Source organism: Pleionea mediterranea, assembly GCF_003148745.1.
Classification (GTDB): Bacteria; Pseudomonadota; Gammaproteobacteria; order Enterobacterales; family Kangiellaceae; genus Pleionea; species Pleionea mediterranea.
The window spans coordinates 328,055-347,466 of sequence record NZ_QGGU01000002.1 but is presented as its reverse complement, the minus strand read 5'-3'; the positions used below and the strand labels follow the sequence as shown (position 1 = coordinate 347,466).

Genomic DNA, 19,412 nt, shown 5'->3' with positions numbered 1-19,412 from the left:
CAGCAATAGAGCAAACGGTTGTTTGTTATTAACCGCTACTCTGTGCTCGATAAATCATTAGAAGCTATCTCAAAAATGCTGCACCGATGATGCAGCATTAAATCTCGACTCAACATGCTCATTGACTGCGCGTAAACGACGTTTATTTATCAAAGCTTTCCTAGCCTCACCTTCGGTCGCTATTTTTGAAATGGCTTTTAGCTGTTCTGTTTAATCTTGTTAGTGCCAACTTTAATCAGACCTTTTATATCTTTACCATATCTTTTGAAATAGCGACCAGCATCTTCAAGAATCAGATAATTAATCGGCACAATAAACAAAGTAATTAACGTTGCAAATAAAATCCCAAACCCTAAACTCACGGCCATAGGGATTAGAAATTGCGCCTGAGTGGACTTTTCAAATAATAGCGGCATAAGGCCAGCAAAGGTTGTTAGTGACGTTAATAATACGGGTCGAAAACGTCTTCCTCCAGCCTGAAAAACAGCCGTCGCGACCTTGATCCCTTCACGCCGTTTGTTATTGATGTAATCGACTAAGACCAGTGAGTCGTTCACCACAACACCGGATAATGCCAACATCCCCATAAAGCTAAGCAGTGTCAGATCCATTCCCATTATCCAATGGCCAATGACTGCACCCACCAGTCCAAACGGTATCACCGACATAACAATTAACGGCTGAAAATAAGATTTAAAAGGGATCGCCAGCAAAATATAAATCAAAATAGCCAGACCCAATCCACCTGTAATCAAGCCTTGTGACGACTCTTCCTGATCACGGGCTTCACCGGCAAGCTCGTAACTGGTACCAGGGTAGCTGAATATTTGATTTTGTAAAAAGTCTCGCAGCTCATTTTGCACAACGGTTAAGTTACCCGCCTGTTTATCGAAATCTGCCGTAACCGATAAAGTTCGCTGGCGATCAATGCGCAGAATACTATTCGGGCTTAATCCCGGATAAACATCGGCCACCTGCCATAAGGGAACTTCCTGATTCGGCCCTACCCGTATCATCATTTGCTCTAAGGTTTCAATTGATCGCCGCGCTTCCAGTGGATAGCGAACCATCACTCGAACTTCTTCGCGGCCCCGTTGTACGCGCTGCACTTCAAACCCAAACACCGCCTGACGCACCTGACTGGCAACAGTATTCAAACTCAGTCCAAGCAAACGAGCTTCCGGCTTTAATTCGAGTTGTAATTCTTCTTTACCATCAGACAATGAGTCTTCAATATCTGAAGCGGCAGCATAGGAGGCCAACTTGGCTTTTAATTTTTCACCCAGCTCGATCAATGAGTCGGTATCGCGTCCTTTTAATTCAATATTAATCGGTGCGCCGCCCCAACCACCAATTTCAGCCCGATAGTTTAATTGCTCAGCGCCCGCCACCTGGCCAACGCCTTTGCGCCACTCGTTAACAATTTCGCGTGTACTAACATCAATGGTGCGTTTTTCTGGTGGAACCGTATCGACTCGCACTCGGCCTGTGGTTGCATTGCGTCCACCGCTGATTGAATAAATATTACGAATGACCGACTCGCCGGTTTCCGGATCGGTATATTTGTCTCGTAACTTTTGCGCTTCATCGGTCATAAATGACACGATTCGATCGGTACTTTCAAACGCCGTACCAGCAGGCATAACCAATGTTGCGGTAGCCACTTCACTTTGAACACGAGGGAAAAAGACAAACTTTGTCTGCCCGCTTATGATAGAGCTGATAATCATCAGCAAACTGGCAAACATTAACATCCAGGTGGCATAGCGCCAACGCATGGCCAGGGCCAATACAGGTTGGTAATACTTTTCAATAAATATTTCTAATGAACGAGAAATACTTTGCTGAATTTGAGTTAATCGAGAGCGATGATTGACTCGACGCTTTACATGTTTTAAGTGAGCCGGTAAAACTAATTTCGATTCGATAAGGGAAAACAGTAACACCGGAACAATCACATACGGAATTGCCGAATACCAACTGCCGCGTCCTGTTTGAAACGCCAAGGGCAAAAATGCAGCAACCGTTGTCAGTATGCCAAAGGTTACTGGAACCGCCACTTCTTGTGTGCCTTTAATGGCTGCATCTAACGGATCTGCCCCGCGCTGCAAATGCGCATAAACATTTTCGCCAGTGACTATGGCATCATCAACGACAATCCCCAGCACCAGTATAAAGGCGAATAAACTCATTAAATTTAATGTCACATCAAACACGGGCATAAATAAAAATGCGCCCATAAAACTCATGGGGATGCCAAGGCAAACCCAAAATGCCACAGCGGGTCTTAAAAATAACGCCAACAAGGCAATCACCAATAAAGCCCCTTGCCAGGCACTGGTGGTTAAGGTTTTTAATCGCGCTTTAATGGGCTCACTTCTGTCTCGCCAGTAATCCAGATTTAATCCTTCTGGAATTTGTGACTTCTTTTGCGCAATATAATCTTTAACCGCCTGCGTAACCTCAATAATGCTTTCGTCGCCAGTACGGAAAATTTCAACTTCAACGGCTGGCACACCGTTAAACCGGGTTCTCAATGGTGTCTCTTCAAAATCGTCTTTGAGGGTCGCAAGATCACCCAACTTGATCATGGTTCCGTCTTGGGTGGTGATGATGGGAATATCAGCAAACTCTGCGGCTCGATAAGCTTGCCCACGACTGCGAATAAATATTTCACCACCTTCGGTTTTTAAGTTTCCAGCAGAAACATCGCGCGAGTTCTGTCGTAAAACATTGGCCACTTGCTCCAGAGTTAAATCGTATTTTCTTAGTGCCCACTCCGGTATTTCGATGGAAATTTCAAATCGTAAGGTATTGTCCACTTCGGCCTGTGAGACATCTTTTAAATTGGCGATTTCATCTCGAATATCTTCAGCCTGACGACGCAACGTCATTGCATCGTAGTCACCGTATAAAACAACGCCTATTGCATCACGACGCCATTGAGGAACTTGCACAAGAATATTTTCAGCTTCAATTGGAAAATTATTGATCGCATCAACTTTAATTTTCACTTCGTCCAACATTTCACGAACGTCGTAGCCTTCTTCCACTTCGATAGTGACAGAAGCGCCACCTTCGCTGCTGCGAGAAGTGATCTGTCGAATGCCTTCAATGTCCTGAACGGCTTCTTCCACTTTAATCGTAATACCTTCTTCGACTTCTTGTGGTGAAGCACCGGGTAACGACATGGATACCTGAACAGAGCGTTGTTCAAACTCGGGAAATAAATCGACCGGAATTTGAGTTTTTAAAACAAACAAACCGGCAATCATGATCACGACCAATAAAATATTGGCCGCGACATCGTTTTTCGTAAACCAGGCAATCATGATTTATCCCTCATTAAATTCGAAGCATTAATTCGAAGCATTAGTGCGATTGGCAGGGCTGTCTTTGGTTTTGTTAGCAGAACCTTTGGCCGATCGGGCTTTTTCATCTTGGCCATTCGAATTTGCGGCTTGTTGAGTCTCCGACACATCACCAATAAATTTCACACGAGTGCCATCGGGCAGGTTTGCCGTTGGTGTCAAAATAAGACGATCCGATGGTTCAAGGGCAGGCTTAGACGGAGTCGATGCAATATTATCGAGATTGAATGAAGCGGGAACAACTACCGACTCTGCATCGGTCCACAAAGGCTCGACTTTGCGTTTTTTCAGAACGCCTTCTTGAGCGATACTGACAAAATAATCCTGTGACACGGCGCGACGAGGAATAACAAACACATTGGTCAAACGCTGTCCTTGCACCTTGGCTCGTAAAAACTGCCCAACTCGAATGGCAGGTCGCTGCGCCGTATTTTGAAAAGGATTATCAATGGTTGCGACCACATAGAGCATTCGGGTTGCGGTATCAAATGCGCCTTCGCTGCGCACCAGTTCACCTTGCCACTGATAGGTTTTGCTACCCACTTCGCCCTCAAAAACAACCCTTGGGTTTTCCCCTTGGTATCGATCATCTTCCGGTAACGACAAATGGGATAAATCACTCATTTTAATTGGCAAACGGACTTCAACCGCTTCGGTTGAATAAATTTCAGCTATGGTTTGCGATGGATTAACCACCTGACCTAAATCGACCGTTTGTCGCATCACACGACCATCAAACGGGGCTCTAATCTGAGTACGTTCCAAATTGAGCTGGGCTTTGGCGAGTCTTGCTTTAGCAGCATCCAGAGAGGCTTTTGCAGCGGCAACCTGAGGCTTTCTCAGCGCTAAGGCTTTGCCCTTTGCATTTCCGGGGCGAACGTTCCAGTCTCGCCCGGCGATATCTGCCTGAGCAAGCTCCTGCATATACTTTACCTCGGCATCGGCGACACTCGCCTTTGCCACATCCACTTCGATGCGGTAATCCCGATCATCCAGTTGCAGCAAGACTTCGCCCTGTTTAAAACTAGAACCAGCGCGGATACTTGGCGATACCGACACAACCCGGCCACTCACATCCGACACCAATTGTGTTTGCGTTAAGGCTTTTGCCGTGCCGTAAGAGTCTATCCACACATCGTATTGCGTTGCCTGCAATTGTGAGGTTTCAACCGCAACAGAAGGGGTTGGGCGACTGCCAAATTTACGCGCCTCTGGCTTACTGGCAAACATGGCACCAATCACCATAATGGCAATGATTAAAATAGCGAGGGTCACAAAAAAATGGACCACCCAGGTAGGGGCACTTTTGCTTAGTAGTTGCTCAGTTTGATTATCGGTTTCGGAAGGATGCGTCATGGTTTCTATCTCAAATTGCCTGAGCTGGCTAGAATACTGGATTTGCGGGCAAGGATCAGTCAGATTTACAATTCATTACAAAGTTCTATCTTGTTATAAAAACGGCATTGAATCGCTCAGGGATTTACCGTAAACTTCGCTCCTCGCTTGCACAGATAATAGTACGTCAGCTATTGCTGGGCAGAGCGTAACCCCCTGATTTTTAGCTTGGTAACTACCCACTCAGGTAATGCGAGTAAAAATCCATCTATATGATGCAAAAATGGGCCCTTAGCTCAGCTGGTTAGAGCACCCGACTCATAATCGGTAGGTCCACAGTTCAAGTCTGTGAGGGCCCACCATTTTTGCACTTCCTTAATATTTAATACTCGAAACCCGAGACTCGGAACTCGCTACTGTTTCAGCACCCGACTCGCTCTCTACAACCCGACCCAAGTCCACCGTTCAAGTCTGTGAGGACTACAAACTTCATCCTTATTCTCAACCACTTAGACAAGCTTTACTCGTATCAAGGTTTCAATATGTGTAATCCAACAACTTTTCTTCAACTTCCATCGAGAATGAGTAGAGGCATCTTTAGAATTTGAAACCAAGTGGGTTGGAATCATGGTGGGAGAGGATTTTACAGCTTCTTTTGAACAGACGTATTTTCAAATTTAAGAAAATATATCTGTCGACCATATTATCGTATCGACTGACGACCACAATTTTATTACAAGTAACCAATTGAAAGATCATAGAATGTCTCACCTCCACTTAATGGCACATCATTAGTTTACCCCACCCTTCATTCACGGCGATCATCGCCGTATTACATACAAATTGTAAACCAACCTCATTCATGCTAGTTTATCTAACAACTATTTCGCGGCGATTTACGCCGTATATTCGAAATGTATTAAACTTTTATTAGAAAAGTTGGATTATCTTGAGAAAAAATAAGGCATTGAAAAACTCTGTGAAGAAAGCTGGCTATAAAGAGCCACTTAGGGAGTTATTGCCCTATGGAATGCTGGCCACCAAGAAGTGGTTAACCATGCAAGGCTTTAGCACTCACGCTTTAGATAATGCGGTTAAAACAGAGACATTGTTGTTGTTGGCATCTGGGGTTTATAGCCAGTACACGAGGAATCTTCGTTGGGAAGGCATTGTGGCTTCACTTCAGCGGATGGACGATAGTCCAGTACCATCAGTACATGTGGGCGGTTTAACGGCGTTGTACCTATCGGGCTTATCACAATACTTGTCTATGGGCAAACAAGTTGTGCATTTATATTCGCAGAACAAATTACCGTCCTGGCTGGCGCGTCTATCGTTATCCACAATATATGAAAGTCATAGCGTTAAAGCGCTTTGGTCTGAAAGCGTTATGAAAAGCGAAAAGTTTATAAAAGCATATGAGTGGGAATCTGGCTTACCACCCATTTATTACTCATGCCCAGAAAAAGCGATATTGGAAGTGTTGGCATCCACACCGGGCACCGTCACCATCGAGCATGCAAATGAACTAATGCAAGGGTTAGTGAACTTATCACCGCGTAAGTTAGATGCACTACTTGATGCTTGTTGCAATATCAAAGTGAAGCGCCTGTTCTTTTGGTTAGCTAAGCGGCAAAATTATTCGTGGTTTAAGAAGCTGAAATCAGATAAATATGATCTTGGTTCTGGTAAACGAGTCATTGTAAAAGGAGGGATACTTGATAAAGATTACTTAATAACAGTGCCGCGCCATATGGCTGACATAAATGAGTTATAACAAGGATAGGATCTAATGGATCGTTCAAGTAATTATTACAAGCAGGTTCAGCTGCTCATGCAAGTTTTACCTTTCGTGTCTCAGCATGAGTGCTTTGCATTAAAAGGCGGAACGGCTATTAATCTATTCGTACGGGATTTGCCCAGACTATCAATAGATATTGATTTGGTTTACCTACCAATGAAATCTCGTACAGAAGCATTAGTTGATATACGTACAGCACTAGATAAGATAAGTGACACTTTAATATCTAATCTAGCCGAAACAGAAGTATCAAAATCGTACAAACAAAAAGAGGATGCATTGAGGCTGGTTATAGCCCGCAAAGGTGTACAAATAAAAATTGAGTTATCACCTGTCTTGCGCGGAACAGTATTTAAACCAAAAGTAATGACTGTTTGCGAAGCTGTGGAGGACGAATTTGGTTTTGCAGAAGTTGCTGTGGTAACTTTGCCGGATCTCTATGCAGGAAAAATCTGCGCAGCCTTAGACAGACAACACCCCCGTGATCTGTTTGATGTAAAGTGGCTGTTGGAAAACGAAGGATTGACCGATGATATTAGAAAAGCTCTACTGGTCTATATAGCCAGTCATAACAGGCCAATGGCTGAATTACTACAGCCGAAACTCAAAGATATTTCAGCGATTTATGAAGGAGAGTTTGCCAACATGGCCGAAAAGGACATTCCACTTGAAGAACTTTTGAATGTACGAACTAAGTTAATTAAATTGCTCCACGAAGATTTGACTACCGATGAAAAAACTTTTCTGTTGTCATTTAAGAACAAACAACCCAATTGGAACTTATTAGGATTAAATAGCGTGAGTGAGCTTCCGGCTATTAAGTGGAAGCAAACTAACTTGGCCAATATGCCAGATAAAAAACACACTGCCGCTTATCAAAAGCTTGCGGAAGTGCTAGGAAATTAATGTGTCAGATTCTTTTAGCGAAAGGCTGTCGCAAATAGACAACCGACTTCAAAAACTGGATGAAGAAAAACGTCTGTTAGTTACTGAACGTAATGAAATTATGGCACGGCAAGAGATCGAATTAGCAAAGCACTTTAATCAACTTGCTACACCAGAAGCCAAAGTTGATCTATTTATTTCCTATTTTCAAAGTTAGCTGTAGAAAGTGGCCCGCAAAAATAGAAATCCATCCATTATTTAGCTATTACTCCCTGCCTTTCAAATGGTTAAGGAGCCCAACTGCCGACCAAGCTTTGGCATTAACCTGCACCCACACTTTGATCACATAAGCACAAGAAAAAGCATCCAACTCGCTCTCAAAAATTCCCCAACCAAATGCCATAAAATAGAATATTAATCCAACGAAATAAGTTAAACCGTTAGAACTCTAGACGACTGGCGCTTAAGAAATTACAACCGATAGTTGGCTTGCAGATAAAGACTGCGTCCATCTTGAGGAATGGTGGTTTGGGTGTGATTAATAGACGCCGGATCAGCGTATTGCTTATCGAAAATATTATAGAGGCTGGCGCTTAACTGCCATTTTTCTGAAAAGTCATCGGTTGAGCTAATGGTCATATTTGTTAAAAAGTAGGCTTTTGCCCAATCGCCAAATACCGTTTTTCGTTCACTTAAATATTGAGCATTCAAACCAATATTCCAAAAGCCATCAAACACAGGCATTAAAACATTACTTTTCAATAAATGTTGCGGCGAATTAGCCGTCACTAGTTCATTATTACTTTGTGCACTGATGTAGCCATAACTGGCCGATAAAATTAATTGATTCTTCATCTGATAACGATACTCCAACTCAAACCCTCTTGAATTAACATTGGATTTGCTATTAAACGCTGTCGTTTCACCTAAATCTTCATCAAAACGAAACGAGATCAGATTATCAATTTGATTATAAAAAACAGTGGTCATTAAGTTAGAATTTTTTGTCAGTAATTTCTCATAGACTAACTCCACACTCTTTACTGTTTCAGCATTCAGATCACCGGTTACCGAGCGGTCCGAAAGACTGGGTATACGGAATGCTCGAGTAGCCAGCAACTTCCAGCTCGAATCATCAGTGGTATTATACTGAACACTAAGTCTAGGATTAAAACTGGTATCAAAATTCGAATATTTATCGAGTCGAGCCCCCAGAGTCCATAACCAATGATTACCACTGGCGAACTCATCCTGAAAAAATAACGCTGAAAAATGCTGGCTACCTCTATTCTGTTCGTACAAAAAATAAGGCTCAACATCAAAGTTTTCGTATTGAAATGAATGATCACGTCGATGTTCAACACCATACATTAAATGATGGCTGTTAATTTGATGACTGATCACACCTTTTGCACCCAGGGTATCCACCCTTGTATTTTCTCGATTAATGGTGACCGGCGGATAATCATAAACGTAATCGCCACTGTAATCGTAGCGGTCACCATAAAACGTCCAGGTCATGGCAATATCATTATTAAAATCATGCAGCAAGGTTGCATCCCAATGTATTTTAATGTCTTTAACTTCGGTGCCCTGAGCATTAAATAAAGTGCCATAGGATGCGGTTGGAATGTCTTTAATTCGTTTGGAGTAAAACGCCGAAAAGCTGAATGCCCTTTGTGTGTATTTTAAAAACAGTTTATTGGCAAAATCACCATCATTATTTTGATAAACACCATTGTTGGTTGACGGTGAGTCAAACTCCGGATAATACACAAAATCATCACCATCTGAATGATAGGTTGATAGTGATACCGTCAGCTGCTGTTCACTATCCAGTGCTTTGGAAATAAATGCCTCTGTTGAATAAGTATTAAAACGACCAGCGGTTAACCTAACTTCTTTAGTATTGTCATTGTTTCGAGTGACAACATTAACAACCGCCAGAAGTGCATTGGATCCATAAACAGATGAATTTGGACCGCGTACTATTTCGACACGCTCAATGGCTTGCATTGATAACGGAAACTCTCTGCCAATAAAGCCCGAATCATAATAATTATCGTTGATCCTTTGGCCATTGATCATAATCAGCACACGGCTGTTAAAATCTCCCGGCCGGGCATAGCCTCGTACACCAACGTAGCTGTAGTTTCGATCATAAGCCACATAAAAGCTTCGCTGGGCAGCCAACAAATCAGACAGGGTACGATACCCTTGCTCATTAATTTGTTGAGCGGTGATGATAGTTGTAGAAACGGGTGTCGATTGAATGGACTGTTCGTACATACTTGGTGTGGTGACCACCTGTATGTTTAACAAGTCTTCCAGACTCATTGAAAATAGATCGGTATCGCCTGCCGCAACCGATGCAGAAAGTCCCCCGATAAATAATGATTTCGTAAATATCAGTGCCGTCGATTTCAATTCAATGTTCTTTAATTTGTCATTTTTGTGGCACAAGTCTCGCGTAGCCCTGCTTATGCAGAAAGCCATACAACCCGCCAGTATTGGTTTAACTCTTTTTAGATTAGTCCAGTTAAAACCAATTTGCCACTACCGAAAGGCGCTAATACTCTGTAAACATCTGTTTTCTATGCGAATTAGTGCATAATACCGCAACAGTTACATTGTTGATTTGTCCATTTATATCTACACTTAACAGAACATTCTTTTTCCTCATACCAAAAAAGAAAAATATGAAATCTATTGCTTTAACTCTAATAATTGTTTGTGGTTTTGCCTTTAATAGTCCGTCATTACAGGCGCTCGATCCTGATAAACCCTTCAGTCAATATGTACTGGATGCCTGGTCTATAGAGCAGGGATTACCTCAAATCACCGTGCATAGCCTGACTCAGGATGATCAGGGTTATATGTGGATTGGCACTCAGGCGGGTGTTGCGCGTTTTGATGGCGTCAGCTTTACCACTTACAGTTCCGACAATACGCCAGAATTACCGGGCAATTTTATTCAGGATTTGCTGACCGACTCAAAAGGACGGGTTTGGATTGCCACCTATAAAGGACTAACTCGATACGAGAAAGGCTCTTTTACTCATATCAATAGAGATACGGATAACCAGCCATTACAACTCAATGTACTTAAAGTTGATGAAGATCCTCATGGTCGAATCTGGTTATCCACCGTAGAAGGACTCTATTGCGTTGAGCAAGATAAGCTGGTGCGTTACACAAAAATTCCGCAAACGGTTTCCAGTGTTTACACTGCTAATAATGCTCTTTTTGTTGGCGGTGTTGGCAACCTATGGCGAATGAACGGTGATCAATTTCAGCAGATCTCGCTTCCAGTGGAGTATCAGGATTCAACCATCAGCCAGATGATTTGGCACAATAGCACTTTGTGGCTTGGCACCAACAATGGGCTTCTTATCTACTCGCCCGAAAGTGGCCAGATAAATGAGTTTCAAACATCGACAGCACTTTACCAATACCCGGTTGATGCTCTGGGAACCGATTCTGACAACAATTTATGGATTGGCACCATCAATGGCCTGTACCGCATTCGATCGAGCCAGGTTGTCGAGCATGTACCCAATGATAACCCGCATAACTTTCAGCAAGTTTTAACCATATACGAAGATCATGAGCAAAACTTATGGTTTGGCAGCTATCGTGACGGAATTGCCCGGTTATGGAATGGCCGCACTCGTCGCTACAGTGTGAGCAGCGGATTAAATGAACCTTTGGTATGGAGCGTTTTACCCACACTGGATGACAAAGGCATATGGACAGGTACCAACCTTGGCTTATCGCTGTTGAAAGACGGTACGTTTGAGCAATTAATAAAACCTGAAGATTTACCACACCCTACCGTTTACACCCTTTTACAAGAACCGGACAAGCTTTGGATTGGAACCCGCAAAGGACTGGCCACTTATTCAGATGGCAAGGCACAACTCACGGCACACAAAGAACAACTATCCACTCTGCAAATCAACAGTATTTTCAGAGACAGTCAACAGCGATTATGGCTGGGAACCTCAAATGGCCTTTTCCAGTACACCGAACAGCGGTTAATCCCCTACACCACCAAAAGCGGTGAATTTATTTTTATACGGCCAATAACAGAACTGAGCGATGGTCGCTTAATGGTGGGCAGCCAAAAAGGCCTGCATCAATTGATTGATGGGCAATTGGTACCCGTAGGGTTAGATAAAGGCCTTAATTTAAAACTGGATGTCTCCGATATTGAAGAGTTGCCGAATTCAGTTTCGGGACAACCTCAAATGGTAATATCCACCATCAGTCAGGGACTTTATTTTTTACGCAACGGTCAGTGGCATCGATTGTCCGAGCAAGATGGTATGCCTGTTAATGAAAGCTTTACCGTGATCAATGACGGCAACGATCATCTCTGGGTAAGTGGCTTTAAGGGCTTGTACCAGACGCCTTTATCACACATTGAACAGTACATTGATAAACAGCGCGATGATATTTTTGCCTATATGATTTTAAGCGAAAGTGGCGGCATTCTTGGTAGCCAGAAAGGATTTTGTTGTAACGGCGCCGGTAATGCAAAAGGCTTTCTTCATAATGGCCAGCTTTGGTACCCAACTCGCGACGGCGCTGTGAATATAGATCCCGCCAATATTCGCTTAAACCAGATTTTGCCAAATGTGGTGATAGAGCGCATTCAGTACAATGATAACTGGCACTCCACCTATGAAGCGCAGCGTTTTAATCTGGCGCAAAACCAGCGCGACGTAAAGTTTGATTTTACTGCGTTAAGTTATCGCGATCCTAAAAGTGTGTTGTTTAAATATCGTCTGGTGGGTTATCAGGATGACTGGCAAATGCTGGATCCTAAAGCGCAGCGCAGAGTCAATTACACCAACTTACCTCCGGGGAATTATTCTTTTCAAGTTCAGGCGTCTAATAATGCCGGACTCTGGAGCAAGCAAACTGCCGAACTCCACTTTACCATTGCGCCTTATTTTTATGAGTCCTTCTGGTTTTACATTTTAATCATTATCACAACGGCCATTTTAATTAACTTTTGGCACAAACTGAGAACCCGCAGTTTGCAGGCAAAAAAGCAGGAGCTGGAAGATAAAATAAAACAGCACACACAGCAACTAGAAGTGTCGAACCAAAAGTTACACGAAGCCGTAGAAGCCCTAAAAGAAACCAGTCAAACCGATCAGCTCACCGGTCTGAAAAACCGACGTTATTTAGCGAGTCAGCTGCCTGCAGACTTAGCGCATTTTGAACGAGAGTTAACCGCGCAATACGAAGGCGACACCATGATTTTTGCGCTGGTTGACATTGATCACTTTAAAAATATTAACGACACTTATGGGCACAAAGCGGGTGACGATGTGATCCAGAAGTTTTCAGAAGTGATCCGCAATCATATTCGTGAAGGGGATTACGCAGTACGTTGGGGTGGCGAAGAATTTATTATTGTGTTCCGTCCCATGCCTGGCCCTATGGCGCCAATCATTATTAATCGATTGCGACTTGCCATAGAACGAACCAGCTTTAAAGTATCGGACGATAAAACCGAAACCATTACCTGCTCCATTGGTTTTGCCGAGTACCCTTTCTTTAAACAAGACATCAAACGACTGAGCTGGGAGCATACCATTGAGCTTGCCGATCATGCGCTTTACACCGTCAAAGAAAATGGTCGAAATGGCTGGGCCTGTTTTAATCCTACGGATAAAACACCCATCAGCAAAGATTTACTGTTTACTATTAAAAATGATTTGGATTCGGAACTTGAAGCTGGCCGCTTAAAGCTTAATGCCAGCTTTTTAATTGATGATTCTAAAAAGCCCGGAGAATAAAAAACTCGATGCACCAGTCATTTCTTAGCGATTATTTGTCGTATCCTGAATTGTCGTATCCTCAATAATTCTATTTTGAAATGACTGGTCATCACTATCGCTAGCCGCGTGGTAATCTTCCGGCTCTAATTCATCCTCATAATCATCACGTTCCCATTCGTATAACCGGGTTTCCGGTTTAGGATCACGATGTCGAAACAGGATGGCGCTGATTGCACCGGCCAAGCCACCAAATAAATGCCCCTCAAATGAAATTTCAGGATCCCAGGGCAATACACCCAACATCATCCCACCGTGCATAAACACCGCTATCAACATCAGAGCGATAGAACGCTTGTCACGTCGTAAAATGGCAGCAACAAATAAGAAGTAAAATGCGCCATGGGTTAAACCACTGGCACCTATGTGGTAGCTTTCTCGCCCAAATAACCAGACACCCAACCCAGATACCACCCAAATAACAGCAATGGTCCACCATTTCGATTTTGGGTAACCGTAAGCCATAACAATACCCAACAGCAGCACCGAGGGCGTATTTGCCGCTAAATGCGACCAGGAACCATGAATCATTGGTGCCGTTAAAACACCGAATAATCCACTGACGTCTCTGGGGTAAACGCCATACTGCAACGCCTCAAATCCGAATAAAGTTTCCGCCGATTTTATTACCCACAATAATGCAGTAAACCAGATGATGCGCTGAATATCAGACTTTAATAGCTGATGTTTTGTTTGATTGTTTTTTTGCATACCCTATATCATGGGGTCAAATTTGATACTTTAAAGCTGAGCGTCTCACTATTCATAATCTATGCTTTTAAGCGAATTTATTTCACAAAGCATTTGCTCGATTGCTTAGCTCTCAATAAGAGCTTTCAATAAGAGGTGTCAAATAAAAGGATCTCAATAAGAGCTCAAATGATACTTGGAAACAATAGAGATAAAATATGACATTCAATATTTTAAAAGTATACAGCGATCAACCGCAGTTGCAGGCGCAACTTATTGAGGTTTACAAGGATATGCCGCAACTGTTGATTGAGTCACCCCTGTGTCGGGCAGAAATTTTTCTTCAGGGCGCTCATGTGACATCTTTTGTGCCCAAGTTATCTTCCACACTAAAAAGTGACGTAGAACATAAGCCTGTCAATACAAAAAGCGAAACCTATAATCTTGATAATGAGTTGCTCTGGCTAAGCCCCATCGCAGAGTTTCGCCCGGGCAAAGCTATACGAGGCGGCATTCCTATTTGCTGGCCCTGGTTTGGTAAGCACCCGAAGAATTCATCGCTGCCGCAACACGGCTTTGCCCGCACATCGGATTTCACTGTGGTTAATATTCATCAGGACGACAATTTGGCGGTGCATATTCAATTGCAACTGACAAATGATCCATCAACCCAGGAAGTATGGCCTTATCCATTCACCTTAACAGTCAATATTGTATTGGCAGAATCCTTATCCGTTTCATTGCATACAGTGAATAATTCGAAGAAACCCATGCCATTGACTCAGGCAATTCATAGTTACTTTTTGCTTGATAATATTGATGACTCTAAACTGCAAGGACTGGAAGGCTGCTCGTTTCTCGATCAACTAAGCGATACATTAGATACACAAATGCCTCCTATCACCATCACACAAGAAATCGACCGAATTTATCACAAACAAAATGCCAGTATGCAGCTTGTTACCAACACACATCCGGCGACAAAAAACAAAATACTAAGCATTCATCAAACCAATGACACTGGTACTGTTGTCTGGAATCCGTGGATTAAAAAATCAAAGGCTATGAGTGACTTTCCCGATAACGGCTATCACACCATGATATGCGTGGAAGCCGCCAATGCGCCTGAACCAATTAAGATTGAAGCAGACCAAAGCTATCAACTGAATCAAACAATCACCCGAATGGATTAAACAAGATAGGAAGAATATTGAATAGCCAAATACAAAAGTTTTTATAAACAAGTGTCACATTCTGCTCTCTTGTCGTGACTATGTATTAAACCCATAGTTAACACTCAGGAGACAACATGAATAAGCGATGGTTAAAACAACTGTGCCAACATACAATACCCACACCGGTTCTCATAATTGTTATTGTGATCATGAGTATACAATCCTCTAAAGCAGCAGACTTTACCGTTGAGCGCATAGGCGAAGGTCCGGCGGTCATTTTGATTCCGGGATTAATGTCGGACGATAGAGTCTGGCAAACAACCGTTGACGCCTTAAAACAGGATTATCAACTGCATCTGGTCTCCATAGCAGGGTTTGCCGGTAGCCCGCCTGTATCATCACCCTCTTTAAAACGCGTTAAACAACAACTGCTCAGTTATATTCAACAGCAGCAATTGCAACATCCTGTCATCATTGGTCATAGTCTTGGTGGATTTATGGGATTTTGGCTCGCAAGTTCTGAGCCAGATATTATTGGACCAGTTGTTTCCGTCGATGGGCTGTCTTTTGTTGGCCCGGTATTTACTCAGACCAATCAAACCACTGTACAGGATTTAAAACTCCGTGCAGAGCAAATCAAATTGTTTTACAGCAAACTGAGTCAACAACAATTAAGGCTACAGACGCAAACCACTCTGGCGATTCAGACCCAGGCACCGGCTCATCAAAAGATTGTCTTAAACATGGCAGAAGCTTCTGATCCGACAACTGTGGGTGAAGCCATGCACATTTTAATGACCACCGATTTACGGCAGCAGGTGGCCAACATCACACAGCCGGTTTTACTACTGGGTGCATCGGGTGCATTTCCATTGCCTCAGGATCATAAACGGGTCAATGCTTTGTATCAGTCGCAATTAAGCGCCATTCCCAATGCAAGCCTGTTGGTGAATACCCGTGCCCGCCACTTTATTATGTACGATGATCCAGACTGGCTGACACAACAGCTAACTCAGTTTCTGGAGCAATCCCTATGACAATCGCGTCTCAATCAGTTCAAATGAGCCAATTGCATCTGGATGTGCTTTCGGCGCAATCTGGCGATCAAAAAGCCTTTGCCCGGCTGATTAATTCAACCCGTAACACAGTAACCAGTATTGCCCTCGCTATTGTGAAAGATATTGATGGCAGTGAAGACGTTGCGCAGCAGGTTTACATTGATATCTGGCATGGGTTAAACAAACTGAAAAACCACTTAAGTTTTATGCCGTGGGTAAGACAAATAACCCGTTATAAAGCGTATAATTTTTTACGCGATAATAAAGTAAAACAAAAAGTAAGCTGCGATTCGGAACACGAATTAATTGCCGATTTTTTAAAAACTGATGACACGCCTGCGAACGAACATTTGCGCGAGCAGCAATCGGTGATTGTGAAATCGTTAATTGAACAATTACCTGACGATAGCCGTGAAATGATTTTATTGTATTACCGGGAAGACTGCTCAACACAGCAAGTAGCCGAATTACTCGACGTTAGCGATGCACTGGTACGCAAAAAAATTTCCCGGGCACGACAAACCATCAAAAAACAGTGGCTTGAACGATATGGCGAAGTACTTTTATCCACGGCCCCCACTTTCGGATTTACCGCACTGATAATAAGTGCCGCTACTGGCAGCAGTCCGGCAACGGCCTCGATACTGGCAACCTCAATGGCAAGCGGTAAGTCCACATTATTATCAAAGCTACTGGCTTTAATGGGCGGCGCAATGATTGGTGCAGCGCTTGGTGCACTAGCGGTTGAATGGAGCTCTCGCCTGGCACTTAAAAAGTTGAGCGATCAACAGGCAAAACAAACACTAAAGACCTACCGTACTCAAACCATTGCCTGGATCATGGTATTTGGGCTGTTACTCGCCGTCGCTTACGAATTTACCACCGGCTGGATAGCGCCAACAATCACTTATATCCTTTTTACTATAGGTTTATATTTACTATTAAGACGTACAGTTAAACATCTGGACTATTATATTTTTGCCAATAAATCATTAACCGAAAAACAACAACGACAAAGACGCATAGATAAATTCTGCGGATTCTGGGGAACCATTGGTGGCTGTCTGGCAGGCTTTATTGGCCTTATTATCGGTTTGATAGGCAGTGGTCGATTGAGTCTTTAAGAAAGCAGTTAACGTAGAAAAATGTTATATGCTTTTGCTTTTAATTCTCTTTTTAAAGCCCTTTAGCAAACATTAATAGCTACAATGTCAAATTTGCAATAAATGTATGTAAACCCAACCTTTACTTACTTAATAATCACCCATATTACAATATTACCTACAAATTTCAAACTTACCTTTTGTATGATTTTCAACAAGTTAACTTCAAACATCATGCCTAAATACATAAAATGGACTTTCCTTCTAAAGTCATTCAAAATACACCAACTTCCGGACTCTTACTGGAAGTAGATTATTCATATATAAAAATGGAGAAATAATTTCATGAAGTTTATTAAGTTATGGAGCGTAATGCTTCTTTCTCTTTTGTTGATTGGTTGCGGAAGTATGCAAAAACCCATACCTATCACAAAGTCTTTTTATAACAATTCAGGAAAAACAATTGGTGTTCTTCACACACAAGCTCCTGAAGCTGAAACACATTATACAGGCAGTATTGGATTACTTGATTACGCAATTATTGCAGGTGTTAACTCTGATTTGGATAAACATCTTAGATCACTATCCTTTACTGAATATAAAAGCTTTATAAACTCGCTTAAACCTGAGCTGGAAAAAAAAGGGTTTAAAGTGGTTTTAATTGAATCAACTATATCAATAGAAGAGGCTGAAAAATTAAAGTCCCCAAGCAAAGGAATTTCACAAAACGATTTTAGTAAATACAAAGAACAATTTAACCTTGATTTCTTGATGCTAATTCAAATGCATTCAATTGGCACTACAAGAAGTTATTATGGACCTGCACCTACTTCAGAGCCAGTTGCCATGACAAATTTAACTGGCCAAATTGTTGACTTAAATACAAATACCCTACAATGGTATTCTAATATCAACTCAACAAAAATAATTCCTGCTCCATGGGATGAAGAAGAAAGTAACTTTCCAAATCTAACCAATGCTGTATATCAGGCACTTAATGATTCTTTTCGCATGATTAATATTGAGCTAAATCAACCAAAAGAAAAAGCCGTGGAACAAGTTACTCCACCAACAGAGTAAAATAAAAGAGTGAGTTTCTTGCTCACTCTTTTTAAAGCCTTATTTCAAATGGAATATGTTTAATTTCACCTCTTAAACTTCGATAAGTTATATATTGATTTGATGTATCGAGTAAATCCCCTCTTTCAAAATACTCTTTATTATCATTTGAAAACTTTATAGATTGGTGATTAGTCTCGCTGTTACTCCTAGCCCAAACTAAAAACTCATTACGAATTAAAAAATTCATATGAGATAACATCCTAATAAATATATCTCTTACAACATTATCTTCCAGCTGATTCAAGTACGTTATCGTTTGATTCTGCTTTAACAAAGGAAGAGAGTGCACATGAAAATAATTTTGGTACAAAACTTGCCCCGCATTATCTCTCAGCTCAACCAATGACACCATTTCAAGTGCACGATAATCTACTGACAAATTTAGTTGAGGTTTAACCTTGAGTATATATACTTGCTCACTGTCAATATCAGTCCAAATAAATTCAGAGTTGGCATTATGCTTTTTAAGCAACGAGCTCCAGTTTGCTGATTCCAAGCGACTTAAGAAACTCTCAACAGGTTTGTTTTTTTCAGCTATTGCTGAGTTCTTAGCAGCATTACTTACAATAGCTCCACCAATTAATGAGCCAATAAGTCCTGCCTGCCCAGCTCCTTGAGCAGCCGATTTCATTGTTGCAGCAACTTGGTTACCATCATAGCCCAATCCAACAAGAGAAACATTAATAGTTTGTAAACTATCAAAGTCAATAACAATGACTTTGGGTTTAAATTTCACGTTATTTAGTTGGGTCACTACTTTCTTTTTAGCGCCGCCTGCACAACCGAAAACAGCTACTATAAAACCAATAAAGATTATTTTTTTATAAACCATTTATAACACCAGCTAACAGAATATCACCTGTAATAATAATATAATTTTAAGTTTTCTAATAGTTAGCGATTAACTCTGAACTCAAATAACTCATAAATACCAAGTACTAGCTTTAATATTATCGAGTTATTTAATAAAAAAGCCCGACAGTCAATTAGCCTGTCGGGCTTTTTTGGAGGTTACGTTTT

Annotated in this window: 13 protein-coding genes and 1 tRNA gene; 9 read left to right on the top strand and 5 right to left on the bottom strand. The window is 41.9% G+C overall.

Annotation, left to right across the window (positions count from 1 at the left end):
- Positions 1 to 197: 197 nt before the first annotated feature.
- Positions 198 to 3,332 (bottom strand): efflux RND transporter permease subunit, encoded by a 3,135-nt coding sequence (locus tag C8D97_RS03585; RefSeq protein WP_109762010.1) that lies wholly within the window; start codon positions 3,330 to 3,332, stop codon positions 198 to 200.
- A gap of 27 nt (positions 3,333 to 3,359) precedes the next feature.
- The gene (locus tag C8D97_RS03580; protein ID WP_109762008.1) at positions 3,360 to 4,727 is read right to left on the bottom strand and encodes an efflux RND transporter periplasmic adaptor subunit; all 1,368 of its coding nucleotides are present in this window, start codon (positions 4,725 to 4,727) and stop codon (positions 3,360 to 3,362) included.
- Positions 4,728 to 4,991: 264 nt separating this feature from the next.
- On the opposite strand from C8D97_RS03580, the gene C8D97_RS03575 reads away from it, so the two are divergent.
- The 4 genes from C8D97_RS03575 (at position 4,992) to C8D97_RS03560 (ending at position 7,609) form a co-directional block, all read left to right on the top strand.
- Positions 4,992 to 5,068 (top strand) — tRNA-Ile (locus C8D97_RS03575).
- A gap of 587 nt (positions 5,069 to 5,655) precedes the next feature.
- Positions 5,656 to 6,483, top strand: coding sequence for a type IV toxin-antitoxin system AbiEi family antitoxin (locus tag C8D97_RS03570; RefSeq protein ID WP_210204839.1), 828 nt, complete (start codon positions 5,656 to 5,658; stop codon positions 6,481 to 6,483).
- A 15-nt stretch (positions 6,484 to 6,498) separates the two neighbouring features.
- Complete coding sequence (locus C8D97_RS03565; protein ID WP_109762004.1) at positions 6,499 to 7,413, top strand: nucleotidyl transferase AbiEii/AbiGii toxin family protein; 915 nt, start codon at positions 6,499 to 6,501, stop codon at positions 7,411 to 7,413.
- Position 7,414: 1 nt separating this feature from the next.
- Positions 7,415 to 7,609: a hypothetical protein gene (locus tag C8D97_RS03560; protein ID WP_109762002.1), complete on the top strand. Its 195-nt coding sequence runs from the start codon at positions 7,415 to 7,417 to the stop codon at positions 7,607 to 7,609.
- A 254-nt stretch (positions 7,610 to 7,863) separates the two neighbouring features.
- Here the strand turns inward: C8D97_RS03560 and C8D97_RS03555 are convergent, their stop codons facing one another.
- Entirely contained in the window at positions 7,864 to 9,819 is a 1,956-nt protein-coding gene (locus C8D97_RS03555; protein ID WP_170115125.1) for a TonB-dependent receptor plug domain-containing protein, read from the bottom strand.
- Positions 9,820 to 10,091: 272 nt separating this feature from the next.
- Between C8D97_RS03555 and C8D97_RS03550 the strand changes: the two genes are divergently transcribed.
- Entirely contained in the window at positions 10,092 to 13,205 is a 3,114-nt protein-coding gene (locus C8D97_RS03550; RefSeq protein ID WP_109761998.1) for a ligand-binding sensor domain-containing diguanylate cyclase, read from the top strand.
- 24 nt (positions 13,206 to 13,229) lie between these two features.
- Here the strand turns inward: C8D97_RS03550 and C8D97_RS03545 are convergent, their stop codons facing one another.
- Positions 13,230 to 13,955, bottom strand: coding sequence for a rhomboid family intramembrane serine protease (locus tag C8D97_RS03545; RefSeq protein WP_109761996.1), 726 nt, complete (start codon positions 13,953 to 13,955; stop codon positions 13,230 to 13,232).
- 197 nt (positions 13,956 to 14,152) lie between these two features.
- Here C8D97_RS03545 and C8D97_RS03540 point away from each other — a divergent pair, with 197 nt between their 5' ends.
- The 4 genes from C8D97_RS03540 (at position 14,153) to C8D97_RS03525 (ending at position 18,350) form a co-directional block, all read left to right on the top strand.
- Positions 14,153 to 15,127, top strand: a complete 975-nt coding sequence (locus tag C8D97_RS03540) for a D-hexose-6-phosphate mutarotase (RefSeq protein ID WP_109761994.1) — start codon at positions 14,153 to 14,155, stop codon at positions 15,125 to 15,127.
- A gap of 116 nt (positions 15,128 to 15,243) precedes the next feature.
- A complete protein-coding gene (locus C8D97_RS03535) occupies positions 15,244 to 16,146 on the top strand; it encodes an alpha/beta fold hydrolase (RefSeq protein ID WP_109761992.1) in 903 nt (300 codons plus the stop codon).
- Complete coding sequence (locus C8D97_RS03530; protein ID WP_109761991.1) at positions 16,143 to 17,291, top strand: RNA polymerase sigma factor; 1,149 nt, start codon at positions 16,143 to 16,145, stop codon at positions 17,289 to 17,291. The genes C8D97_RS03535 and C8D97_RS03530 overlap by 4 nt, the downstream gene beginning before the upstream one ends.
- A gap of 324 nt (positions 17,292 to 17,615) precedes the next feature.
- Entirely contained in the window at positions 17,616 to 18,350 is a 735-nt protein-coding gene (locus C8D97_RS03525; RefSeq protein WP_109761989.1) for a hypothetical protein, read from the top strand.
- 31 nt (positions 18,351 to 18,381) lie between these two features.
- On the opposite strand, the gene C8D97_RS03520 is transcribed toward C8D97_RS03525, so the two are convergent.
- A complete protein-coding gene (locus C8D97_RS03520) occupies positions 18,382 to 19,224 on the bottom strand; it encodes a hypothetical protein (protein WP_109761987.1) in 843 nt (280 codons plus the stop codon).
- Positions 19,225 to 19,412: the final 188 nt, after the last annotated feature.

Bases quoted from the DNA above. Each gene is read 5' to 3' on its own strand.
- C8D97_RS03535 (WP_109761992.1), top strand. From the start codon at position 15,244: ATGAATAAGCGATGGTTAAAACAACTGTGCCAACATACAATACCCACA.
- C8D97_RS03545 (WP_109761996.1), bottom strand. From the start codon at position 13,955: ATGCAAAAAAACAATCAAACAAAACATCAGCTATTAAAGTCTGATATT.
- C8D97_RS03565 (WP_109762004.1), top strand. From the start codon at position 6,499: ATGGATCGTTCAAGTAATTATTACAAGCAGGTTCAGCTGCTCATGCAA.
- C8D97_RS03585 (WP_109762010.1), bottom strand. From the start codon at position 3,332: ATGATTGCCTGGTTTACGAAAAACGATGTCGCGGCCAATATTTTATTG.
- C8D97_RS03540 (WP_109761994.1), top strand. From the start codon at position 14,153: ATGACATTCAATATTTTAAAAGTATACAGCGATCAACCGCAGTTGCAG.
- C8D97_RS03525 (WP_109761989.1), top strand. From the start codon at position 17,616: ATGAAGTTTATTAAGTTATGGAGCGTAATGCTTCTTTCTCTTTTGTTG.
- C8D97_RS03530 (WP_109761991.1), top strand. From the start codon at position 16,143: ATGACAATCGCGTCTCAATCAGTTCAAATGAGCCAATTGCATCTGGAT.
- C8D97_RS03520 (WP_109761987.1), bottom strand. From the start codon at position 19,224: ATGGTTTATAAAAAAATAATCTTTATTGGTTTTATAGTAGCTGTTTTC.
- C8D97_RS03580 (WP_109762008.1), bottom strand. From the start codon at position 4,727: ATGACGCATCCTTCCGAAACCGATAATCAAACTGAGCAACTACTAAGC.
- C8D97_RS03550 (WP_109761998.1), top strand. From the start codon at position 10,092: ATGAAATCTATTGCTTTAACTCTAATAATTGTTTGTGGTTTTGCCTTT.